The 17,816-nt window shown below is 57.7% G+C and carries 13 protein-coding genes; 12 read left to right on the forward strand and 1 reads right to left on the reverse strand.

Going from position 1 to position 17,816, the window contains the following annotated elements; all coding sequences use genetic code 11:
- The first annotated feature begins 83 nt into the window (after nt 1-83).
- The 9 genes from recA to pelG all read left to right on the forward strand — a co-directional run bounded on the left by recA (nt 84) and on the right by pelG (nt 13,806).
- Nucleotides 84-1,121 (forward strand): recombinase RecA, encoded by a 1,038-nt coding sequence (gene recA / locus BMX80_RS02985; protein WP_071871168.1) that lies wholly within the window; start codon nt 84-86, stop codon nt 1,119-1,121.
- A 50-nt stretch (nt 1,122-1,171) separates the two neighbouring features.
- Entirely contained in the window at nt 1,172-1,594 is a 423-nt protein-coding gene (locus tag BMX80_RS02990; RefSeq protein ID WP_074864905.1) for a regulatory protein RecX, read from the forward strand.
- Nucleotides 1,595-1,671: 77 nt separating this feature from the next.
- The gene (locus tag BMX80_RS02995; protein ID WP_074864908.1) at nt 1,672-4,422 is read left to right on the forward strand and encodes an endo alpha-1,4 polygalactosaminidase; all 2,751 of its coding nucleotides are present in this window, start codon (nt 1,672-1,674) and stop codon (nt 4,420-4,422) included.
- Entirely contained in the window at nt 4,400-8,041 is a 3,642-nt protein-coding gene (locus tag BMX80_RS03000) for a tetratricopeptide repeat protein (protein ID WP_074864911.1), read from the forward strand. The genes BMX80_RS02995 and BMX80_RS03000 overlap by 23 nt, the downstream gene beginning before the upstream one ends.
- A 33-nt stretch (nt 8,042-8,074) precedes the next feature.
- Nucleotides 8,075-8,590, forward strand: coding sequence for a penicillin-binding protein activator LpoB (locus BMX80_RS03005; protein ID WP_074864915.1), 516 nt, complete (start codon nt 8,075-8,077; stop codon nt 8,588-8,590).
- 6 nt (nt 8,591-8,596) lie between these two features.
- Nucleotides 8,597-9,952 (forward strand): PelD GGDEF domain-containing protein, encoded by a 1,356-nt coding sequence (locus BMX80_RS03010; protein WP_074864918.1) that lies wholly within the window; start codon nt 8,597-8,599, stop codon nt 9,950-9,952.
- Complete coding sequence (locus BMX80_RS03015; protein WP_074864922.1) at nt 9,927-10,919, forward strand: tetratricopeptide repeat protein; 993 nt, start codon at nt 9,927-9,929, stop codon at nt 10,917-10,919. The genes BMX80_RS03010 and BMX80_RS03015 overlap by 26 nt, the downstream gene beginning before the upstream one ends.
- Nucleotides 10,913-12,436 (forward strand): GT4 family glycosyltransferase PelF, encoded by a 1,524-nt coding sequence (gene pelF, locus BMX80_RS03020; protein WP_071871175.1) that lies wholly within the window; start codon nt 10,913-10,915, stop codon nt 12,434-12,436. Before BMX80_RS03015 ends, pelF begins: the two co-directional genes overlap by 7 nt.
- Entirely contained in the window at nt 12,436-13,806 is a 1,371-nt protein-coding gene (pelG, locus tag BMX80_RS03025; RefSeq protein ID WP_071871176.1) for an exopolysaccharide Pel transporter PelG, read from the forward strand. Before pelF ends, pelG begins: the two co-directional genes overlap by 1 nt.
- Here pelG and BMX80_RS03030 read toward each other — a convergent pair.
- Nucleotides 13,803-14,294: a SprT family zinc-dependent metalloprotease gene (locus BMX80_RS03030; protein WP_074864925.1), complete on the reverse strand. Its 492-nt coding sequence runs from the start codon at nt 14,292-14,294 to the stop codon at nt 13,803-13,805. The two genes, pelG and BMX80_RS03030, sit on opposite strands and share 4 nt — an antisense overlap.
- Nucleotides 14,295-14,451: 157 nt before the next feature.
- Here BMX80_RS03030 and BMX80_RS03035 point away from each other — a divergent pair, with 157 nt between their 5' ends.
- The 3 genes from BMX80_RS03035 (at nt 14,452) to BMX80_RS03045 (ending at nt 17,675) form a co-directional block, all read left to right on the forward strand.
- A complete protein-coding gene (locus tag BMX80_RS03035) occupies nt 14,452-15,933 on the forward strand; it encodes a flavin-containing monooxygenase (protein ID WP_074864928.1) in 1,482 nt (493 codons plus the stop codon).
- Entirely contained in the window at nt 15,914-16,867 is a 954-nt protein-coding gene (locus BMX80_RS03040; protein WP_074864930.1) for an alpha/beta hydrolase, read from the forward strand. The genes BMX80_RS03035 and BMX80_RS03040 overlap by 20 nt, the downstream gene beginning before the upstream one ends.
- A 61-nt stretch (nt 16,868-16,928) precedes the next feature.
- The gene (locus tag BMX80_RS03045; protein ID WP_074864933.1) at nt 16,929-17,675 is read left to right on the forward strand and encodes a type 1 glutamine amidotransferase; all 747 of its coding nucleotides are present in this window, start codon (nt 16,929-16,931) and stop codon (nt 17,673-17,675) included.
- Nucleotides 17,676-17,816 lie beyond the last annotated feature (141 nt).

The following is a 17,816-nucleotide window of genomic DNA, read 5'->3' on the forward strand; positions in this document are numbered from 1 at the left end:
GAGCGATTTGCCTTATGGAATAATGCTGTCTACATATACAGTACTTTGCCTTTGTGGCGAGCCACCGACTTTGAGGAAAACTAATGGACGATAACAAGAAGCGGGCCCTCTCGGCAGCCTTGAGCCAAATCGAGCGTCAGTTCGGTAAAGGTGCGGTGATGCGCATGGGCGATCACGAGCGTCAGTCGATTCCTGCCGTCTCTACCGGCTCGCTGGGCTTGGATATCGCGCTGGGCATTGGCGGTTTGCCGAAAGGCCGTATCGTGGAAATTTATGGCCCGGAATCGTCGGGTAAAACCACGCTGACCTTGTCTGTTATCGCGCAAGCACAGAAGCAGGGTGCAACCTGCGCCTTCGTTGATGCCGAGCACGCGCTAGACCCTGAGTACGCTGAAAAGCTGGGCGTTAATGTTGACGATCTGTTGGTCTCGCAGCCTGATACCGGCGAGCAAGCGCTGGAAATTACCGACATGCTGGTGCGTTCTAATGCGGTCGACGTGATCATTGTCGACTCAGTGGCTGCGCTGGTGCCCAAGGCTGAGATCGAAGGCGAAATGGGTGATCAACACGTCGGTCTGCAGGCGCGTTTGATGAGCCAAGCGCTGCGTAAAATTACCGGTAACATCAAAAACGCCAACTGTTTGGTGATTTTCATTAACCAGATTCGGATGAAGATCGGCGTGATGTTTGGCAGCCCCGAAACCACCACTGGCGGTAACGCACTGAAGTTTTACTCGTCTGTACGCTTGGATATTCGCCGCACTGGCGCGGTGAAAGAGGGCGACGAGGTAACGGGTAGCGAGACACGCGTAAAAGTAGTGAAGAACAAGGTGTCGCCGCCGTTCCGTCAGGCTGAATTCCAGATCATGTACGGCAAGGGCATCAACCTTGGCGGTGAAATCATCGATCTCGGTGTGCAAATTGGCGCGGTCGAAAAGTCCGGCGCTTGGTACAGCTACCAAGGCAACAAGATCGGCCAAGGCAAGGCGAACGCTTGTAAGTACCTAGAAGATAATCCGGAAATCTCTGCGGCTATTGAAAAGCAAGTGCGTGATCAGTTGCTCGGCAAGCCGGGCAAAGTGGTCGATGTCGATGAGCCTGCCATGGAGGCAGACGCCTGATTCGCCAACGCAAGGCTATAGAAAGCTCGGCGGATATCCGTCGAGCTGCCATGGATTTACTCGCCCGGCGTGAACACGGTCGGGCAGAGCTTGAGCAAAAGCTACGCCGCAAGGGTGTGGTGGATGCGGCGTTACTCGATCGCGTGCTCGATCAGTTAGAAAGCGATGGTTTACTCAGTGAACAGCGCTTTTTAGACGCCTATATTCGTTCGCGCATTAATGCCGGTTTTGGGCCACTGAAAATCAGCGCTGAACTGCGCCAAAAGAATATTGCCGATTCTGCCGCAAGGCTTGCCCTAGAGGGTTATCACGACTGTTGGCACGATGTTATGCTGGCCGCCAGACACAAGAAGTTCGGGCACCAAGGCTCAGTCAAGGATCGAGAGTCGTTAGCTCGGCAGTTCCGTTTTCTGCTTTATCGGGGCTTTCCACATAATCTTATCCAGCAGGCGCTCTTTAAGTCTGCTGAGTAGCTTGGGCCTTCTTGTCACTTAGCTGCGCCTTTGTTCGCGGCATATGTCGTGACAACAACAAGATAAGTGGATAAGTCGTGCGTCTAGCATTGTTCTTAGTGCTCTTACTCAGCTCGACTGGGGTGCTTGCTGCGCCTGCGGTGGCTTTTTTCTATGGCACTACCCCTCCTTACGAAGAACTCACCCAGTTTGACTGGGTGGTTTTGCAGCCCAATCACAGCAGCGCTGAGGGCTTGCAGCAGTTAACTAGCCAAGCCAGCAAAGCCATTGCGTATTTGTCCATTGGCGAAATGGCTGATGTCGATGCGGCCAGTGACGATTTTATTGCTGCCCGCTTAGCCGCGAATGCCGCGTGGGGCAGCCGCGTGATGGACTTGACGAGCGATAAGTGGCGTAACCATTTATTGGCGCAGGCCAGCACCTATGCGCAGCAAGGCTTTAAAGGGCTGTTTTTCGATACCTTGGATAGCTTTAACCTAGCGCCTGCCGAGGTTCGCGAAGCGCAGCGCCAAGCCTTGATCAGTGTGCTGGAGGCTTTGCGCCAGCAGCACCCTGAGTTGCTACTGATTTTTAACCGTGGCTTTGAAGTGCTTGGCGATTTGTCGTTCAAGCCAGCTGCCGTGGCCGTAGAGTCGTTAGAGGCGGGATGGAATGCGGCAACCGGCGAGTTTCGCAGCGTGCCCGCTGCCGACCAAGCATGGCTGGCCGCTCAGCTGCAGCCGCTACAAGCTAAAGATATTCCGATTATCGCCCTTGAGTACTTGCCGGCAGCGCAGCGCGAGGCTCGCGAACAGCTGGCCAAGCGACTGGTTGCTCAGGGATTTATTCCTTGGATTGCAACCCCTGAGTTAGACACTTTGGGCCAAGGCGCTTTGCGTGTTGAACCACGGCGCATTGCCGTGCTCTATGACCAGCGCGAGGGGCTGCTAGCCTATAACGCGGCGCATACCTTACTGAGTGGATTGCTGGAGTATTTGGGCTATCGCGTCGACTATTTTGCTGCTGATCAAGGCCTGCCTGCACAGCCGCTGCATGGCTTGTACGCTGGCGTGGTCGTATGGATGACCAGTGGCGCGCCGGCAAACAGTGTGGCTGTTGAGGCGTGGCTGAGCGCGCGGATCACTGAAGGTGTTCCACTGGCCTTTATGGCGGGCATGCCGGTTCAGGGTAACCAGCTGTTGTCGCGCTTGGGTTTAAAGCCTTATGAGCTGCCGCCTAAGAAGCCACTAGAGTTGCAGGTGCTTGATGAGCAGCTGTGGGGCTTCGAGGGCAAGCTCAAACTGCGCACGCGTGGTTTGAGTCTGTTCACTGCCGCGTCGGCCGGGCGAATTGCGCCTCTGTTGCAACTTAGCGATGCCTCCGGGAGCGAGTTATTACAGGCTGGTCTTGCTGAGTGGGGCGGCTTTGTGCTCAATCCCTATGTGCTAGAGCAGGGCGGGGCCAGTCAGTTGCGCTGGCTTATAGATCCTTTCGCATTCCTGCAAAAAGCCCTGCGTTTGCAGCCACAACCGGTGGCAGAGTTCAGCACTGAGAACGGCCGCCGCATTGCGACGGTGCACTTGGATGGCGACGGCTTTTTATCGCGCGTTGAGGTGCCAGGCAGCCCGTATGCTGGGCAGTACGTGCTGGATACTTTTATTCGCGGCTACCCCGGGCTGTTACACAGTGTTTCGGTGATTGAAGGCGAGGTGGGGCCTAAAGGGCAGTTTCCGCATTTAGCCCGCGAGCTTGAGCCCATTGCGCGGGAGATTTTTGCCGAAGACACCGTCGAGGTAGCCAGTCACTCCTACAGTCACCCGTTTTTTTGGCGCCCCGAAGTGGCCAGTCAGCGTGAAGGTTTTAACGCGGAATACGGCTATCACATGCCGATTCACGGCTATAAGCTCGATTTTAAACGGGAAATTATTGGCTCACGTGATTACATCAACTCACGCCTAACCACGCCACAAAAGCCGGTCAAAGTGATGTTTTGGTCAGGCGATGCCTTGCCCAATGAAGAAACACTGCGGCTTACTTATGGCGCTGGCTTAGGCAACATCAACGGGGCGGTGACTAAGCTGACCAATGCCTACCCGTCTTTGACTGGCCTGTACCCGATGATTCGGCCGGTTAATGGGGTTTTGCAGTTTTACGCGCCGATCATGAATGAGAACGTGTACACCAACTTGTGGACAGGCCCTTATTACGGCTTCCGTGAGTTGCAAGAAACCTTCGAGCTCACTAATCAGCCGCGGCGTTTAAGGCCGTTAAGCCTCTACTATCACTTTTATGCCGGCACTGAACTGGCTTCGATTCGGGTCATGCATGACTTGTATCGCTATATCGAACAGCAACAACCTATGCCTCTGTGGATTAGCCAATACCTCACGCGTTTGGAAGGCTTTTATCGCGCCTCAGTGGCACAAACGCTGAGCGGGGCTTATCAATTGCGCAATTTGCGTGGCCTGCGCACCCTGCGTGTACCGAGTGCCTTGGGTTGGCCCGATTTGCGCCGCTCGGAAAATGTCGCCGGTGCCTTTGAGGATGCCTCGGGGCGCTACATCCATCTCAGCGCCGATAATGCTGTGCTGTATTTACAAGCATCACCGAGTGATGAGATCGGTCTAGTGCAGGCCAATCTGCCGCTGACTGCCTGGCGGCGCCTCAGCGCTACTTCCGTACGTGTTGGCTTCTCTGGCTTTTACCCGTTGCAGTTTAGTGTGCGCGGCAAAGGCAGCTGTGCGTTGACGGTCAATGGCCAGCGTTTTGCCGGACAGCGTCAGGGGCAGTCGGTGGCTTTTAGTCTTCCTTATACGAGCATTAAAGATGGTCAACTCGACTGTCGCTGAGCGGCCACGCCTGTTCAGCTTCGGCGGTCTGATATTGATCGTCGTGGTGGTGCTCGTGGCCTTGATGTTCGCCTTTCCGCGTCAGGATGTTTTGCAACCGCATGAAGGCGATACCGCAGACGCTATCTCGTTAACTTATGCCGAACTACTATTGCGCAGTGCGCCAGAGGACCAAGCGCTGCGTCAACAGTTGATCGAACAACTGCTTGCCGTGGGTGATTTCAGTCGTGCGCGCAAGCATTTACAGCGGCTGCGCGCGGATGACCCGGCCACCGCTTATTTAGCCTTAGAGCTGGCGATTCAGGAGGTCATGGCCGACCCCACGCGCTTAACGCTGCCGCTTAAACGCCAACTGTTGCAGCAAATGCAAGCTTTGACGGCGCAGATGCTGGCGCCGCGTTTACGCATCAAATTAGCTGACCAAGCCCTTGCGCTCGGCTTCCCCGGTATTGCGGCGCAGCTGTATGCGCAACTGGCGGAGCAAGATGGCCAGCAAGCCAAGCATTGGTTGCAGCAGTCGGCACGTTGGTATCGGGCCGCCGGTGATGAAGCGCGCGCCGCAGAGGTTTATCAACGTTTGCTGGCCCAGGCCGCCGAGGGCGGCGAGCAGCAAGCCTATCGGCTGGATGTGTTCTACAGCATGGTGGCGGCGGGCAAGGGGCCGCAAGCATTGCGCTGGTTAGATACGCAACTGGCCGCCTTAACGGCCAATGAGCTAGATCTGCAACTGCTGCAAGCCGGCCTGCGTGAAGCGCAAGGGCACAGTGACTTTGCCCGTGCACGCAGTTACTTGCAGCGCTGGCAAGCTCTACAGCCCGATGATTCGGCGTGGTTGCAGCAGGCTTTTACCCTCAATTTGGCGGCCGGGTTTATCCATGATGCGTGGCCGTTAGGGCAACAGCTGTTGGCACAAGCGCCAACCCCGACCTTGCTGCGCCAGATGGCGCAGTTGGCCGAGTGGGTGGGCAAGCCTTATGAGGCGCTGCCGCTGTGGACTGAACTGGCCAAGGCCAGTGGCGATGCGGCGGATTACGATCATGCTTGGCGCTTGGCCACATCTTTGTTTGCTTACGACCAAGCCAGCGACTTGCTGGCGGACCTGTCGCAAATCAAAGCGCTGAGCGACGAAGAATTGAACGCCTTAGTGTTTGTTAACGAAGAACGCGGCGAGCCGGAAGTCGCGCGCACCTGGCTGTTGGGCTATTTACTGCGCCGCCCGAAAGAGCGCTTGGCTTGGCTGAAACTCATCCAGCTACACGAAAACATGCAGCTGCTGGCCGCGGAGGCCGAATCTTTTGCCGGCATGGCGCGCTATTTACCGCTGTCGTTAGAAGAGTATTGGCGCTGGGCTGACTTGCATTGGCGCATGTTTGCCCCCGAGCAAGCGTGGCACGTGCTGCGCAAAGTGGATGATGCACAGGCCTTGTTGCAGCGCAGTGAGCCGGCACTAGCACGCCGCTATTGGCGCTTACGGGCTGACTTGGCGTGGGAGCTGGAGCTGGACGACGACGCCCAGTTTGCGTTGGAGCAGCTGCTGGCCATCAGCGACAAACTGACCCGCGATCAAGAAGAACGCTTGCTTGAGCTGTATCGCCTACGCCACCCGAAGAAAGCCCTAGCTTTGGCACTTAAAGGCTGGCGCAAGCGCGGTGATCAACGCTTGCTGCTGGTGGCGTTGCAGTTGGCCGAGCAATTGGCGGATTGGCCATTGCTGGCAGAGTTACTGGATGAAATTCACGCCAAAGGGCTGACCGAGCAGTTTGCCGCAGAGCCGCTGTTTTGGATGATTAAAGGCACTCTGGCGCAGCGTGCAGGCGATCTGACGCAGGCTCAGGCGATCTACATAGCGATGTTGTCGCGCTTCCCGGGTAACCCCTTGGTGCAAGAGCGCTACCTGTGGTTCTTACTCGATAACCAGTTGCGCGAACCGTTACCTGCATTGCTGCAGCAGTGGCGAAATGCCGCGCGCAGTGAGCAGCGCCTGTGGCTGCCCTTTGCAGCAGCGCATAGCTTGCTGGGTAATTACCGTGAGGCACTGCAGTGGTATCAGCTGCATGTGCAAGCTAAGCCCGATGACTTGCTGGGCTTGGCCGCGTATACCGATACCATGGAGCTGGCTGGCTGGGCCGATAGTGCCTGGCGTATGCGCCAGCATCTGCTGCGTAAGTGGCAAACCTACCGCGCGCAAACCCAAGAGCTATTGCCTGAAGAGTTCAATACCTACCTGCGGCTGGTCAACAGCCTGATGGGGCCCAACACCGCGCGTTGGTTGGCAGAGCGTGAGGCCACGCAGGGCGAGCGGTATCAGGGCATGTTGTTGGCGTATTGGTTTGAGCAATGGCTAGATCAGCTCTCGCGCCTGAATGAAGTTGGTCAGCTTGATCCCTGGCTGGCTTGGGCCGAACAGCACAACTTACGTCAGCCCAGTTTCATCCGCTTGCAAGCGGCCTTGCGGCGCAAAAACAAACAACAACTTTGGCAGCTGCTGCACAGCGACGAGCTGCGCGACGACGAAAAAGCCGAAATCACCCTGCAATTGGGTTACGACATGCGCACCGTGGCGCGTGCCTTGAGCGTGCTTAACGACACCGGCCCGGCCAGTCGCCAAGCCACCTTGCGTGCGCAAGCTCAAGCGACGCTCGATCGCCATCCGCAGGGCCTGCAAGTCGCCTTTGGCGAGCGCGATTTTGGTGGGCTGACCTTCGACGGCCCGCAAATCACCGTCGCGCGCGGGCAGGGCGATGGTTACTGGCATGCTCAGCTACAGCGCGGTCGCTATCATGGCGATGCCCTGAATACCGCACGCATGGGCGAAGAGCAGCAGTTACGCGCTTATTACGAATATCCCTTGGCGGATGGGCATTGGGCGCTGGGTATTGATGGTAGCTGGCGCAGCGACAGTGACCGCACTGGCTTATTTGCCGAGCGGCAATGGCGCTATGCCGAAGAAGACAGTCTCACCCTCGGTGTGAACTGGCGCACCAGCACCGATGAAACGGGCCTGTTATATGCGCTGGGTTACAAAGAGGGCGTGTTTGCCAATGGCAGCATTAACGTCACCGCGCGTGATCAGCTAGCTTGGCGCGGTGCGTATAACCGCTTTGCCTTGCGCGATGGCGATGCGCTGGGCAAAGGTTGGCAGGGCGGCGTGGAATGGGCGCATACGCTGCTCTTCCACGAACCGCATTGGATTTTACGCAGCGGCATCACTTGGCAAGAAAACACCCGCGAGGAACAGCTGCCCGACGCTATTCTGGCCAGCCAAGGTGGCGTGTTGCGCGGCTTTATTGGCGATGATGGTATCGAGCAGCGTGCCACACCGGCAGACTTGTTACCGGCGCGCTTTGGTGAGGTGTATGTCGGTAGCCTGTGGAAGCGCGGCATCCCCGGCCATCTCAACCGTTATATGCCGCAATTCACTTGGCTGTTAGATACGCAGATTGGTTATCAATGGCCGGAAAAAACTACCGCCTATAACGTACGCTTTGGTCTGGGCGTGGAACTGCTCGGTGATGATGAACTGGCGCTGTTGTACGGCTACAGTTCGGCACCCAGCGGTAGCGGTGGCCAGCCCGGCGGGCAATGGCAATTAACCTACAGCACACGATTTGGACGCTAAGCCCAGCTTGGCGCAGTACAAGGAGAACCACCGATGCGGGTCATGCCTGTTGTAACTCTACTGTTGGCCAGTTTGCTGGCCGCTTGTTCTATTCACACTCAGCACTCGAGCGAGCCACTCAGCCGCGAGGCCCGCTGGGCTTTGTTGCCCTTGGTCAATTACGCCCAAGCGCCGCAAGCCGGCGAGCGTGCCGAGCAAATCTTGCAAAGCCTATTGGCTGGCGAAGGCTTAGTGCCGCAGCGCTACCCGCAGGGTAAGGCTGGCGAGCTACCGCAGTTGGATGACCGTGTGCGCTTGCACGAGGCGCAGCAATGGGCGGCTCGGCAGGGCTTTGCTTACGCCATCACCGGCAGTGTCGAAGAGTGGCAGTACAAGAATGGTTTAGATGGCGAACCGGCGGTGGGCATTACCTTGCAGGTGATCGAGCCGGGTTCCGGTCGTGTGCTCTGGAGCACCAGTGCGGCGCGCGCCGGTTGGTCGCGAGAATCGCTGGCTGGCGCGGCGCAAAAAGTGCTCGCCGAGTTGGTCGATGAGCTGCCGCTGGACTAACGCCGCATGCAGGATTATTTGCGCATTGCACCCCGCAAGATTGGCAATGCAGCGTGGGTCGAAACGCTCGGTCTAACGGCCCTGGTGCTGGGGCTTGGGTATTGGACCGAGCCCACCGACCCGCTGCATGCCTTCAGCGGCTTTCCTTGGTCGTTGTTTGCGCCGGTCTTGTTAGGCCTGCGCTACGGCTTTGCGCAAGCCTTGGTCAGTGGGCTGCTGTTGCTGTTGGTGTTACTCGGCATGCACCGTTTCGGCATCGGCGCTTATGCGCAAATGCCCGCGGCGTATGTGGTGGGTTTGTTTGCCTGCGCCATGCTGGTGGGGGAGTTCCGCGATTTGTGGGACCGCCGCTTGGAAGGCTTGCAGCGCGCCAACGAATACCGGCAGATGCGTTTGGACGAGTTCACCCGCGCGCACCATATTTTGCGTCTCTCGCATGATCGCCTAGAGCAAAAAATCGCCGGTAACGATCAGAGTTTACGCAGTGCCTTGTTGGCGATGCGCCAGCGCTTGAATGAAGTGCAGGGCCATGAAGCCCTAGCCGCGATGGCCGAGAGCATGCTGGATGTGCTCGCCTACTATGGGCCGCTTCGGGTTGCCGCGTTGTACCGCGTTAGTGAAGACAAGGTGATCCCAGAGCCGCTAGCCAGCTTGGGCGAGCTGCCGGCGATTAACTTTGCCAAAGACCCGATGGTGCAACTGATGTTCGAGCACCGCGAGTTGATCAGCATGCGCCCGGAGATGGCCGAAAGTGGTCTGCACCTAGAGAAGAGCCCGCTATTGGCGTGTTTACCCTTGATTGACACCAACGGCGAAATGCATGCCGTGGTGGCCATTTTTGGCATGCCGTTCTTTGCCTTCCATGAGCGTAACCTCAATTTGCTGGCTATTTTGGGCGGGCATCTGGCTGACATCTTGCTCAGCCGCGAGCAAGAAATCATGCATTTGGATATCGACGTCGCGCGCTTCAATCGCTATCTGGAGCGTTCGCTGGCAGATGCGCAGCGTTATGAAGTGCCGGCCACCTTGATTGCCTTTGAAATGCTCGATGCCTCGTGGTCCGACACCCTGCAACGCCTGTTGCAAAGCACCCAGCGTGGCCTTGATGTGCTGCGGGTGTGCGACAACAGCAAGCGCGTCAAAGTGGTGTTGGCGCTATTGCCGCTGACTGCCGAAGACGGCGCCGAAGGCTATGTGCAGCGGATTCGCCTAGCCCTGCAGGAGCAGTTTGGCCGCAGTAGCGAAGAAGTGGGCCTGGTGATTCATCGCCAAGCCATTAACCGGCTGGTGCGCAAGGCCGCCGTGAAACGTTTCTTGATCAGCGAGTGTGCTCTGGATGAGCGTGAAGTGGCTATTCACTAGCGCGTTTGTGCTCGAGCTGGCCGGTTGGTTCAGCTTAGCGGCGGAGCTTCCGGTGTGGCAGGCATTCACGGCGTTTGCCATGAGCCACAGCGGCGCATCCCTGTGCCTCACCGCGGGGCTCTGGCAATTGCTGCCCAAGCAGTACAAGACGCCGATGCCGTGGAGCCCGCTGTTTATTTTGAGTTTGGCGTTGTTTATTCCCGGCTTAGGGATTCTCGGCGTGGTTTTGGCGGTGTTTCCGGCGCTCTATTTGCCGCGCCGTAAGTTAGCGCAGGTGTGGGCGGCCACACCGATACCTGAGTTGCCGTTTAAACCCTCGGCCCCCGACACCCGGCAGGGCATGAGCACGGGTGGCTTACATGATGTGCTGCGCCATGCGATCAACCCGAACAAGCGGCTCTCGGCCATTCTGTCCACCCGACGCATGGCCAGCCGCGAAGCGATTCCAATTCTTAAATTGGCGCTGAAAGACCCGGTCGATGACGTACGTTTGCTGGCGTATTCCATGCTCGATGCGCAGGAAACCGCGATTAACCTGAAAATTAAAACCACCCTAGGCCTGTTGGATGTCGCCAGGCCGGAACAGCAACCGGCCCTGCATGCCAGCTTGGCGCAGAATTATTGGGAGCTAGGTTACTTAGGCCTAGCCCAAGGCAGCGTGCTAGATCATGTGCTGGGCAGCGCGCGGGAACATATCGAGCAGGCGATCCGCTTGCGCGATGCCCCAGCCGATCAGTTCCTGCTCGGGCGTATCTGCCTGCAGCAAGGCCTGCATGAGCAAGCGCGCAGCGCATTTCAGCGGGCCGCGAACGAAGGCTTTGATATCGGCCAGTTGGCACCCTATTTGGCTGAGGTGGCCTTCTTGCAGCGCGACTTCGCTGCGGTGGCCCCGGCCCTTCAATTATTACCGGCGGAGGACCGCCAGCGTTTGCCGTTCTCGCCGTTGACCCGGTATTGGCAATGTTGATTAAACCGCTCCAAACCACCCCCGAGGCGGATGTTTGTCTGCTTTTGGAAGGCACTTACCCCTATGTGCGCGGTGGCGTTTCCAGTTGGGTGCACCAGATTATCAATGGCCTGCCGGAGGTTACCTTTGCGGTGATTTTTCTCGGTGGCAGCCCGCGCTTTTACGAAAAGCAGCAATACCAAATGCCCGCCAATGTGGTGCATTTTGAGTGTCACTACTTAGAAACCTCGTGGGAGCAAGGCGAAGCGCAGAGTCGCCCGGGCAATCCCAAGGCCATGGCCAAAGTGCGTGAGCTGCATCAGCACTTTCATGGCGACGAGAAAACCATTCCGATGGCGTTGGCCGGCGAAGTGATGCGCATGCTGCAAGACGGCGATGGCCTGTCGCGCGATGACTTTCTCTACAGTCGCACCTCGTGGGAGGCCATTACCGAAGGTTATGAGCAGTACTGCACCGACCCTTCCTTCGTGAATTATTTTTGGACCCTGCGCTCGATGCATGCGCCGGTGTTTTTGCTTGCCGAAGTGGCGCGTAACGCGCCTTATTGCCGGCTGATTCACTCGGTTTCCACCGGTTATGCCGGCATGCTCGGGGCTTTTTTACAGCAGCGTTGGCACCGGCCGTTCTTGCTCAGCGAGCACGGCATTTACACCAAAGAACGCAAAATCGACTTGGCGCAGGCCAGTTGGATTACCGATAACCCGCATGAAACTGGCGAAGGCCTAAGCTCCGATGTGGGCTATATCCGCCGTATGTGGATTAGCTTTTTCGAGCAGCTCGGCCGGCTCACCTATAACGCCGCCGACCCGATTATTTCCCTGTATGGCGGTAACCGAGAGCGGCAAATCAGCGACGGTGCCGAAGCCGAGCGCTGCCGGGTGATTCCCAATGGCATCAGCTTGAAACACTACGCCGATGCGCTGGAAAAACGCCCCGAAGGGATCCCCAAGGTCGTCGGCCTGATTGGCCGGGTCGTGCCGATTAAAGACATCAAAACCTTTATTCGTGCCATGCGTGGCGTGGTCACCGCGATACCGGAAGCCGAAGGTTGGATTGTCGGCCCCGACGAAGAAGACCCGGCCTACGCCGCCGAGTGCCGCAGCTTAGTGGTGAGCTTGGGGCTGGAAAACAAGGTGAAGTTTCTCGGCTTCCAGAAGATTCCCGAGATCATGCCGCAGCTGGGCGTGATGGTGCTGACGTCGATCTCTGAAGCGCAGCCCTTGGTGATTCTCGAAGCCTACGCCGCCGGCGTGCCGTGCGTGGCTACCGACGTTGGCTCGTGCCGCGAGCTGATTGAAGGCGGCCCAGAGGAAGATCGCGCGCTGGGTAGCGCCGGCGCCACGGTGGCGATTGCCGACCCACAAGCCTCGGCGCGCGCCATTCTTGATCTGCTGGGTAATCCAGAACGTTGGCAACAAGCGCAGCAGGCTGGCTTAGCGCGGGTGACTAACTTTTACACCGAAGAGCTAATGTTCCAGCGCTATCGCGACCTTTATAACGACGCCAAGGAGGCCTGATGGCAGGCATTGGCTTTGAGCTGCGCAAGATACTTTCGCGCGACTCGTACACCGCCACACTGCGCGCTTATCTGTACGCCGGGCTGATCAGTTCGGGGCCGTGGGTGTTGTCGATCATCAGCGTGATGCTGATTGGTATCCTCAGCTTGGGCGTGGTGGTGCCTGAGCTGCTGATTCGCCAGTTCTTGGTCAGCGTGACCTATCTGATGGCGTTTTCGCTGATTTTGACCGGCGGCTTGCAGCTGTTTTTTACCCGTTTTATTTCCGACCGCTTGTTTGAGCAAAAGCCGGAAATGATCCTGCCCAATCTTATCGGTGTGCTGACCTTAGTCACCTTAGTGTCGGGCATCAGTGGCGTAGCTTTGATGGGCTGGTTGTTTAACGAGCCCTTGCTGTACCGCATCTTGATGGTCGCCAACTTCGTCACCCTGTGTAACTTGTGGTTGGTGATTATTTTCCTCTCGGGCATGAAGGCCTATAACCGCATTCTGCTGGTCATGCTGGTCGGTTATGCCCTGATGGTGGCGTGTGCGCTGGTGCTGCGCCCTTACAAGGTCAACGGCTTGATGATGGCCTTGCTGGTGGGGCATTCCAGCCTGCTGTTTATGTACCTGTATGACATCTTGCGCGAGTACCCGGCCAATAAAATGGTGGCGTTTGATTTCTGCACCCGGCGCTTGGTGTTCCCCAGCCTGTTGTTTACTGGCTTTGCCTATAACGCGGGCGTGTGGGTGGATAAGTTCATCTTTTGGTACAACCCGGTCACCTCCGATCAGGTGATTGGCCCGCTGCGCACCTCGCTGCTCTATGACTTGCCGATTTTTCTCGCCTATCTCTCGGTGATCCCCGGCATGGCGGTGTTCTTGGTACGCATCGAAACCGACTTCGCCGAAACCTACGAGAAGCTCTACGACGCCATTCGCGGCGGCGAAACGCTAAAACACATCTTCTTTTTGAAAGATCAGATGGTCTTGGCTATTCGCCAAGGCATTTTTGAAATCTTCAAAGTGCAGGGCATTACCGTGGTGCTGCTGTTTTTGTGGGCGCCGGCGCTGCTCGATTGGTTAGGCATCTCTCGCCATTACTTGCCGTTGTTCTACGTGGATCTGATTGGCGTCAGTATCCAAGTGCTGTTTATGGCGCTGCTCAACGTGTTTTTCTATTTGGATAAGCGCGATTTGGTCGCCCAGTTAACCGGCTTGTTTTTGCTGCTGAACGCCTTGCTAACTTGGCTTAGCCACATGCTGGGGCCGAGTTGGTTTGGTTATGGTTTCTGCGTGTCGCTGTTTGTGGTGGTGATGGTGGGTCTGCATATGCTGACCAAAACCCTCGAGAACCTCGAATACGAAACCTTTATGTTGGGTCGTTAGCGTTGGCAGGTTTGCCCACTAAACGCTAACGGCTGGCGGCAGCGCCGGCACAGATAGCGGCTGCCTTTGGCCACGCGTGCATGGCGCTGTGCGGTGAAGGGCAGGGGCTCGCTGCAAGCACAGCGGTACAGGTAATGCGTGCGTGGTCGTTGCGCCACGCTGTAACTGTGGCAACGCTCGGCCGGGCGCTGAAACACGTTGCGCATAATCGCTTGCCACTCCGGCCCGTGGGGACGAATGCGACTGCCAAACAGCTGATGGGCGATCAGGTGCGCCACCTCATGGGGCACGGTTTGCGCCAAAAAATGCTCGCGATTGGCCCGATACAGCGCGGCGTTAAAGCGCAGCTTGTTTTCTTGCAAATGCGCCACGCCGGCTTTTTGCCCACGCAGGGCCAAGCTCACCACAGGGCGGGCAAAGGGGCGGGCAAAGTGCTGTTCGGCAAGGCGATAGCAGGTTTCCACCTGCTGCTGGAGTTGTTCAGGCATGCCGCTATGTTACCTGCGAAGCAGGGGCGCGCGGTGGTTTGTTAGTCGGGTGTTTGCGCAAGCTCTGGCCGAAAAAGTCAATTATATGGCCGTCTTGCCCCTCGGTTGACGCTTGGCCTTGGGCTAACCTGCGGGCATGTTGACTCGGGAGGTTGTTATGACAGACGCACCCCATGCGCTGCCAGAGCAGGTTGAGGTACTGATCATCGGTGCCGGTTTTGGCGGTATTGGTTTGGCCGCACGGCTTAAGCAAGAAGGCTGGCACGATGTGGCAATTGTCGAGAAAGCCGCCGATGTGGGTGGCTGCTGGCGCGATAACAGCTACCCCGGCGCGGCCTGCGATGTGCCGTCGCATTTGTATTCGTTTTCGTTTGCGCCGAAAAGTGATTGGTCGCGCTGCTTTGCGCCGCAGGCGGAGATTCTTGCCTACTTGCAAGACTGCGTTAAGCGCTTTGCCCTGACGCAGCAGGTCTATTGCGGCCGTGAAGTGCTCAGCGCCGACTACGACAGCGCCGCTTCGCAGTGGCAGGTGTGTTTCACCGATGGCAGCAGCGTGCGTGCGACTATTCTGGTCAGCGCCTGTGGCCAGCTGAATCGTCCGGCATGGCCAAACATCGAAGGGCAGGCGAGCTTTGCCGGTGCGGCGTTTCACTCCGCGCAGTGGCGCCACGATGTGGATTTGCGCGGCAAGCGCGTGGCGGTGATTGGTAGCGGCGCCAGCGTGATTCAGTTCGTGCCGCAGATTGCCCAGCAAGCGGCGCAGGTTACGGTGTTTCAGCGCACCGCGCCGTATGTGATTGCCAAACACGATGCGCCTTATAGCCCTGCACAGCAGCGCCGCTTCGCCCGCTGGCCGCTGCTGATGCGCTTAAGTCGGGCTTGGCAATACGTCAGTCACGAGGCGCGCGCGCTGGCGTTTGTGCGCTTTCCGGGCTTGATGGCCTTGTACCGGGGCGAATTTACCCGTCACCTGCAGGCGGCTATCAGTGATCCACAGCTGCGTGCTCAGCTCACCCCGGATTACCCGCTGGGCTGTAAACGCATCCTGATTTCTAACGACTATTACCCCACCTTCAATCTGCCGCATGTCAGCCTGCAAGCCACTGCCATCAAGCAGATCACCGCGCAGGGTGTGCTAACTGCCGACGGCCAAACCCATGCCGCCGATGTGCTGATTTACGGCACCGGCTTTGCGGCGAGCGATTTTCTTGCGCCGATGCAGATTCGCGGTCGCGATGGTGTGCTGCTTAATCAGGCGTGGCGCGAAGGTGCTGAGGCCTACAAAGGCATCAGCGTGCATGGCTTCCCCAATCTGTTTATTTTGTACGGGCCTAACACCAATCTTGGCCATAGTTCCATTGTGTACATGCTGGAAAGCCAATTTCGCTATGTGATCAGTGCGTTACAACAAATGCGTAGCCAAGGCATTCGCACCTTAGAGGTCAAAGCACAGGTGCAGCAGCGCTTTAACACCGCCCTGCAACAGGCTTTGGGGCACACCGTGTGGGCACGCGGCTGCAACAGTTGGTACCTCAATGCCCAGGGCAAACAAACCAATAACTGGCCGGGCTTTACCTTCGGCTACCGTCAGCAAACCCGCCAACTGGAGCTTGTCGACTATGAATGCACCTTTGCCTGAGTTAACCCCGCTGGCGCAGTTGCCTTGGCAGCAGCGCCTGTTGCGCAGCACTATGCGCGGCGGTTTAAGCCTGTTGTTTCGTGGGGTGATTCGTCCGCCACTGCCTGTGGCGTGGCAACGTGCATGGCTGCGGGTGTTAACCCTGTCTAGTGTGGTGCCCAAAGACGTGACGATCAGCGCGGTTAGCCTTAATGGCGTGCCGTGCGAGCGTTTAGCGGTGCAAGACAAACCCATCCATGCCGTGCTGTATGTGCATGGTGGGGCGTTTTGCATCGGTTCGCCGCAAACGCATCGCAGTATTACCGCTAATTTGGCCAAACGCAGTGGCGCGGTGGTGTATGCGGTGGATTACCGTTTAACCCCAGAGCACGCCTTTCCCGCCGGTTTAGACGATGTTCACAATGCCTATCGCGGCTTGCTGGCGGCAGGTTTTGCGCCGCAGAACATTGCCATCGCCGGGGATTCCGCCGGCGGCAACCTGACCTTAGCGTGTGTGCTGCGCTTGCTGGAAACCGGTGAGCCACTGCCCGCCGCGCTGTTGCCGTTATCGCCGCTGACCGATGCCTCGCGCAGCCAATTACACGAGCCGCCAGCAGGCGACCCGCTGTTAAACCCGCAGTGGGTTAAGCAGGCCAGTGCACAATATTGCGCGGCTGAGCAATTAACCGATCCGCTGGTGTCGCCGGTGTATGCCATGGCGGAGCAGCTCAAACACTTCCCGCCGTCGTTAATCCAAGTGGGTGAGGACGAGATCTTGCTCAACGACAGCCTGCGTATGCACCAGGCGCTTGAGGCTGCCGGCGCGGCGGTTTCGTTAGAGCGTTACCCCGGTTACTGGCATGTCTTCCAAGCGCAAGTGGGACTTTTGCAGGCGGCGGATGTGGCCTTGGTGCGCATGGTGGCGTTTTTGCGTCGGCACTGGCGCGACGCCTGACCTGTACAAGCGCCTGTGCTCTCTGGCAGTTTGAAGGAAGAAAGCTGTCAGAGAGGACACCATGACGCAACGCGAGCGTTTTAGTGAAGCTGAAGTGCTGATACTGACCCACGTGCCGTATTGCTCACCGGGGCATTTAGAGACGGTGCTGTGTCGCGAGGGCGTGAGCTTTCGCGAAGTGCGCGTTGATTTGGGCGAATTAGCTCACGTTGACCTGCGCAAGCCTAAAGCCGTGGCGATCATGGGCGGGCCAATGAGTGTCAACGACCCGCTGCCGTGGTTAGCCGATGAAGTCGAAGCCATACGCTTTTGGATTGCGCAAGGCACACCGCTGATTGGCCACTGCCTAGGTGGACAGCTGATTGCCCGGGCGCTGGGCGCCACGGTGCAGCGTATGCCGCATACCGAAATTGGCTGGCAAAAAGTCACCCGCCATGACGAAGGTGAAGACAGCCCATGGCTGGCGCACTTAGGTGAAGAGTTCGTGGTGTACCAATGGCATAGCGATACCTTTGCCATCCCCCATGGCGCCGTACCACTGATGGGCAGCGCGCATTGCGCCAATCAAGCATTTGCCTATGGCGAGCACGTGCTGGCCTTGCAGGGCCACCCGGAAATGACCGAAGCCTTAGTGCGTCGCTGGACAACTAGCTGGGCCGAGTTGATCGACCCCAGCCAGCCTTCGCAGCAAAGTATCGAACGGCAATTGATGGGCTTGAGCGAAAAAGTAGCGGCCCTGCACCATGTCGCCGAAGGCTTTTATCAGCGTTGGTTAACGCTGGCTTTGGCGCCGAAGAGCCTTGCCTAGCCTGCGCTCGCGACGATTTCACACAGTCTGCTAAAAAACGCTTTTTTGCGCGCGTTCAGGTTTTTTTCGCCAACCGCTTCTCGCTACTAGTGTGCCTTTCACCCATACGGGCGATAGGTTGTTGCCTCGTTAGCTTCTATG

Origin of the sequence: Atopomonas hussainii, assembly GCF_900109735.1 — a bacterium.
GTDB classification, from domain to species: domain Bacteria; phylum Pseudomonadota; class Gammaproteobacteria; order Pseudomonadales; family Pseudomonadaceae; genus Atopomonas; species Atopomonas hussainii.

What these genes read in the sequence shown, in the direction of transcription:
- recA (WP_071871168.1), top strand. Translation starts at nt 84, where the DNA reads ATGGACGATAACAAGAAGCGGGCCCTCTCGGCAGCCTTGAGCCAAATC.
- BMX80_RS02990 (WP_074864905.1), top strand. Translation starts at nt 1,172, where the DNA reads ATGGATTTACTCGCCCGGCGTGAACACGGTCGGGCAGAGCTTGAGCAA.
- BMX80_RS03000 (WP_074864911.1), top strand. Translation starts at nt 4,400, where the DNA reads ATGGTCAACTCGACTGTCGCTGAGCGGCCACGCCTGTTCAGCTTCGGC.
- BMX80_RS03005 (WP_074864915.1), top strand. Translation starts at nt 8,075, where the DNA reads ATGCGGGTCATGCCTGTTGTAACTCTACTGTTGGCCAGTTTGCTGGCC.
- BMX80_RS03010 (WP_074864918.1), top strand. Translation starts at nt 8,597, where the DNA reads ATGCAGGATTATTTGCGCATTGCACCCCGCAAGATTGGCAATGCAGCG.
- BMX80_RS03015 (WP_074864922.1), top strand. Translation starts at nt 9,927, where the DNA reads ATGAGCGTGAAGTGGCTATTCACTAGCGCGTTTGTGCTCGAGCTGGCC.
- pelF (WP_071871175.1), top strand. Translation starts at nt 10,913, where the DNA reads ATGTTGATTAAACCGCTCCAAACCACCCCCGAGGCGGATGTTTGTCTG.
- pelG (WP_071871176.1), top strand. Translation starts at nt 12,436, where the DNA reads ATGGCAGGCATTGGCTTTGAGCTGCGCAAGATACTTTCGCGCGACTCG.
- BMX80_RS03030 (WP_074864925.1), bottom strand. Translation starts at nt 14,294, where the DNA reads ATGCCTGAACAACTCCAGCAGCAGGTGGAAACCTGCTATCGCCTTGCC.
- BMX80_RS03035 (WP_074864928.1), top strand. Translation starts at nt 14,452, where the DNA reads ATGACAGACGCACCCCATGCGCTGCCAGAGCAGGTTGAGGTACTGATC.
- BMX80_RS03040 (WP_074864930.1), top strand. Translation starts at nt 15,914, where the DNA reads ATGAATGCACCTTTGCCTGAGTTAACCCCGCTGGCGCAGTTGCCTTGG.
- BMX80_RS03045 (WP_074864933.1), top strand. Translation starts at nt 16,929, where the DNA reads ATGACGCAACGCGAGCGTTTTAGTGAAGCTGAAGTGCTGATACTGACC.